The sequence below is a fragment of the Maribacter sp. 4G9 genome, assembly GCF_002742265.1.
GTDB lineage: Bacteria > Bacteroidota > Bacteroidia > Flavobacteriales > Flavobacteriaceae > Maribacter.
In genome coordinates this window covers 1-3,445 of the sequence record NZ_MDGL01000187.1, presented here as the reverse complement: position 1 = coordinate 3,445, position 3,445 = coordinate 1, and the positions used below count along the sequence as shown (strand labels likewise).

The window sequence follows — 3,445 nt, the reverse complement described above, 5'->3', positions numbered from 1 at the left end:
GGCCATGGGTACCGTAACGTTAAAGCCACGACTAGGTGAAGGAAGGTATGCGACTATTGATTCTTCTATCATATCTTTGTCAAGAATAAAGTACATAAAGGGTTGTTTTGGTTTGACTTATGTTTCACAACACAAATCTCTGCAACCCTGTCTTTCGATCCAAAAAAAGTTTAAACCACTTCAAGAAGAAAATCAATGCTTGGTTATTGCAGAACAGACGAAAATTAAATACTGAATCTGAATCCAAAACGCTTCAAAATAGAAATTGATTGTTATGGATAGGGAGAAAAAAGAGAAATGCAAGCATTTCCGCTTAAATCCGATTGAGTGAGAATTCAAGATGTGTCATTGTCATGACAAATCTTGCTTTTGCTCCCGTTGGTCGCAAAAGATCGGAACTGTTGATTGGGCAATCTATGTGTTATTTGAACAAAGGTTTCCGATGTGAATATTTTAAAAATTTAGATGGAAAATGGGATTAAGAAATACAAAAAATGAAAAAGGAATTCATACAATTTCGATGTTCGATTTATGAAAAGAAACTGCTCAAGGTCAAGGCCGCTAAGAGCGGACTTTCCATAAGCGAGTTTTGTCGTCGGGCGGCATTTGATGTCAAGATTGTTGAACGCTTTTCAGAAGAACAAATCACCATCTATAAAATGCTGTCGAAATATCAATACAATTTCAAACTGATAGGTAACATGTTCAGAAAACGAAATTCAAGACTGTCCGAAGAGGTCACGCAATTGTCAAATGAAATACGGCAACATTTATTAAGTCTTAAAAAATGATAGGCAAGGGAAAATCCATATCGCATACAGGTGCTTCCATGAGTTACGGTTGGAGCGAGGAGAAGGATGCCAAGGTGGTATATCGGCAACATTTGGCAGGGGACAACCCCAAAGAAATTACACAGGAATTCAAGGTAATACAATCACAAAACCATAGATGTAAAAAGAATACATTGAGTTTTGTGTTGAGTCCTACGATAAAAGATGGACAAGAGTTGAAAGACAAACAGCTTTCCGAAATAACGGCACGATTTGTCAGAGAAATGAAATTACAGGAGCATCAGGCAATCGCTTTTGTGCATCGGGACAAAAGCCATTTGCATATCCATTTGTATGTGAACCGTATCGGTTTTGACGGGAAAACATACAAGGATAATTATGTTGGAAAACGTAGCCAACAGGTAGCCGAAAAGGTTGCCAAACAAATGGGATTGACCACGGTACAGGAAGTACAACAAGAAAAATTAAATGAAGTGAAAAACGTCCGACAAGAAATAAAGCAAATCCACGAGAAAGTTATTACCAAAATGAAGCCCAAAGACTTTGACCAGTATATCAAGTATATGAAGCAAAGAAATGTGGAAGTTATTCCGAGTATCAACAAATCAAACCGGTTACAGGGTTTTAGATTTCAATTCAATGGATATAATCTCAAAGGAAGTGAAGTACACCGTTCGATGTCAATGGGGCGAATAGCGGAACGCATCGGATTCGATAAAACAATGACTCAAAACATCAAAAAGGAGACCACATTGAATCTACTTGGAAAGACCGTTGGGGTATCTCCAAACTTAGCGGCGGCGATTGCAAAGAAAGTCATCAAACTGGCCGTCAAAAAATCAATAGGGTTAGGAATGGAAATGTAAGGTTATGGCAAAGATGGACGAAATCATGGAAGTGCTTACCCAAGAGATAGCTGGGTTCAACAAATCCATTGGCAAACTGGAAGAACTTTCCAAAAAGTTCGATGCTATGGAAATCAAAACGGACACCTCGCATCTGGAATTTCAAGTAAAGGAAATTTTAAGGTTACAGAGCCAAACAAAGGATAATTACCAAAAGCGGATGGAGGAAGTCCTGAAACAAATAGAAAAATCCCGATGGACACCAAAATGGGAAGTTGCACTCCTTTACATCGTGATAAGTGTCAATACAATCGCATTCGGATATTTCGGCTATTATTTTATCAATTACGAATTAAAAATGCAGGATGCCATTGGTCAAGCAAGGCAGGAGGGTCTTGGCAGGGCAAAGGGCTACTTCGAGGACCATAAGGTCATTTACAAAGATTTTAAAAAGTGGGCAAAGAAGAAGGATAGCGTTCCAAATCGAGAGTAGGGGTGCGCCCTATCCGGTTTTTGCTTTACGCTAATCTGCCGGAATCGCTACAAAAACCGGACAGGATCCATGCGCACCTAAGTTATGGTAAGATTTGGGGCAGGAATTGCCCAAAATTCATCGACATCTTTATCTGAAATAAAACCAAAAAAATAGTACAATTAATTTCTTGGTTTTCTTTTCATGTGCATGACTGCATGAACATATACGATATCATTTTCCAGGGTGTAGTGTATTCCGTAGGGGAAACGTCTGGTAAATACGATTTTTATATCGCGATAACGTTTTTGAAAATGTTCGGGATTTTTTGAAATTCTATCTAGCTCATCATCCAGCCTTTGTAGAAAGTCCAGCGCCAAGGCTTCTTTTTCTTCCTCATACCATTCAAGGGCTTCTAAAATGTCCAATTCGGCCCCTGGTTTGATGATAACCTTATGCACCATATTTCTTGCGCAATTCAGGTTTTAAAACCTTCCAATCCTTTCCGGAATCAGGATTGGCTTTATGGTCGGCTAAACGTTGGTCGAGAACTTTCCGATGTTCTTCGGAGATTTCATAGTCCGTTTCCTCCTCTTGATATGTTTCTACAAGTGCTTTTATTAACTTCAACAAGCGATCATCCGCGTTGTCTATATAGTTGAGCACACTCTTTTTCAAATCTAGTGTTGCCATATCTCCTTTCTTTAAAGATAAAGATACAATTTCTGTTCCACAGTTTTAATTTTTAACGATGAAGGGCAATGTTAATGCCTTAAATATTTCAAATTATTTTACCGCCAGCGTGTCCCGTAAAAGGTCAATTAACGAAAATACTAAAAAGGACCAAGAATGGGACACATTATTATAAGAGCCTCTGGATCACGAAAAAAGGTTCGTAAAACGGCCGTTTTACAGGAGTAAGTAATCAGTGCTACCTAATAATTATTCCACTTCTACATATTCAACCACAGAAAATCGCTAGTCATTCTTCTAATATTAATCTGCTTATAGCCTCAGACTCATCAATATTTCATGGGTGCCGTTATCTATGTTACTGATATTATTTTCCAGAGCCATTTCGTAGGCATAACCGATGTCGATCCAGTTAGTTCTGAACATAAATAGTCCGCTAATGCTTTCATTGAGACGATATCCGGCTCCTAGTCCGAATTTTCGATTGAACTCTAAGATGCCTGTTATGTCCACTGAAAGAGGGGCCGCTTCGACATAGCGAATGGATGTCGAAGGTTTAAGAAGCATGTTACTGCCCAGATTGAAATCATAGCCACCGACTAGGTACATGTGTGGCTTATCCATTCCCAATCTCGCAAGGCCGT

At 38.9% G+C, this 3,445-nt stretch carries 6 protein-coding genes; 3 read left to right on the top strand and 3 right to left on the bottom strand.

What is annotated here, in order from left to right; translation table 11 throughout:
• The first annotated feature begins 494 nt into the window (after window positions 1–494).
• From mbpA to BFP75_RS20000, 3 genes are read left to right on the top strand one after another with little or no spacing between them, the layout of a single operon-like run.
• Window positions 495–791: a mobilization protein MbpA gene (gene mbpA, locus BFP75_RS20010; RefSeq protein ID WP_099547101.1), complete on the top strand. Its 297-nt coding sequence runs from the start codon at window positions 495–497 to the stop codon at window positions 789–791.
• Window positions 788–1,657 carry a relaxase/mobilization nuclease domain-containing protein gene (locus BFP75_RS20005; RefSeq protein WP_099547100.1) on the top strand — a complete coding sequence of 290 codons (870 nt, stop codon included), beginning with the start codon at window positions 788–790 and terminating at the stop codon, window positions 1,655–1,657. Before mbpA ends, BFP75_RS20005 begins: the two co-directional genes overlap by 4 nt.
• Window positions 1,658–1,661: 4 nt before the next feature.
• Window positions 1,662–2,129 carry a DUF6730 family protein gene (locus BFP75_RS20000; protein WP_099547099.1) on the top strand — a complete coding sequence of 156 codons (468 nt, stop codon included), beginning with the start codon at window positions 1,662–1,664 and terminating at the stop codon, window positions 2,127–2,129.
• A gap of 161 nt (window positions 2,130–2,290) precedes the next feature.
• On the opposite strand, the gene BFP75_RS19995 is transcribed toward BFP75_RS20000, so the two are convergent.
• The 3 genes from BFP75_RS19995 to BFP75_RS19985 form a co-directional block, all read right to left on the bottom strand.
• Complete coding sequence (locus BFP75_RS19995) at window positions 2,291–2,572, bottom strand: type II toxin-antitoxin system RelE/ParE family toxin (RefSeq protein ID WP_099547098.1); 282 nt, start codon at window positions 2,570–2,572, stop codon at window positions 2,291–2,293.
• A complete protein-coding gene (locus BFP75_RS19990) occupies window positions 2,562–2,801 on the bottom strand; it encodes an addiction module protein (protein WP_099547097.1) in 240 nt (79 codons plus the stop codon). The genes BFP75_RS19995 and BFP75_RS19990 overlap by 11 nt, the downstream gene beginning before the upstream one ends.
• A gap of 312 nt (window positions 2,802–3,113) precedes the next feature.
• A partial coding sequence (locus BFP75_RS19985) for a type IX secretion system membrane protein PorP/SprF (RefSeq protein WP_123803516.1) occupies window positions 3,114–3,445 on the bottom strand: 332 nt, incomplete at its 5' end.

Excerpts from the sequence above, each read along its gene's own strand:
- BFP75_RS19990 (WP_099547097.1), bottom strand. The coding sequence starts at position 2,801 with ATGGCAACACTAGATTTGAAAAAGAGTGTGCTCAACTATATAGACAAC.
- BFP75_RS20000 (WP_099547099.1), top strand. The coding sequence starts at position 1,662 with ATGGCAAAGATGGACGAAATCATGGAAGTGCTTACCCAAGAGATAGCT.
- mbpA (WP_099547101.1), top strand. The coding sequence starts at position 495 with ATGAAAAAGGAATTCATACAATTTCGATGTTCGATTTATGAAAAGAAA.
- BFP75_RS19995 (WP_099547098.1), bottom strand. The coding sequence starts at position 2,572 with ATGGTGCATAAGGTTATCATCAAACCAGGGGCCGAATTGGACATTTTA.
- BFP75_RS20005 (WP_099547100.1), top strand. The coding sequence starts at position 788 with ATGATAGGCAAGGGAAAATCCATATCGCATACAGGTGCTTCCATGAGT.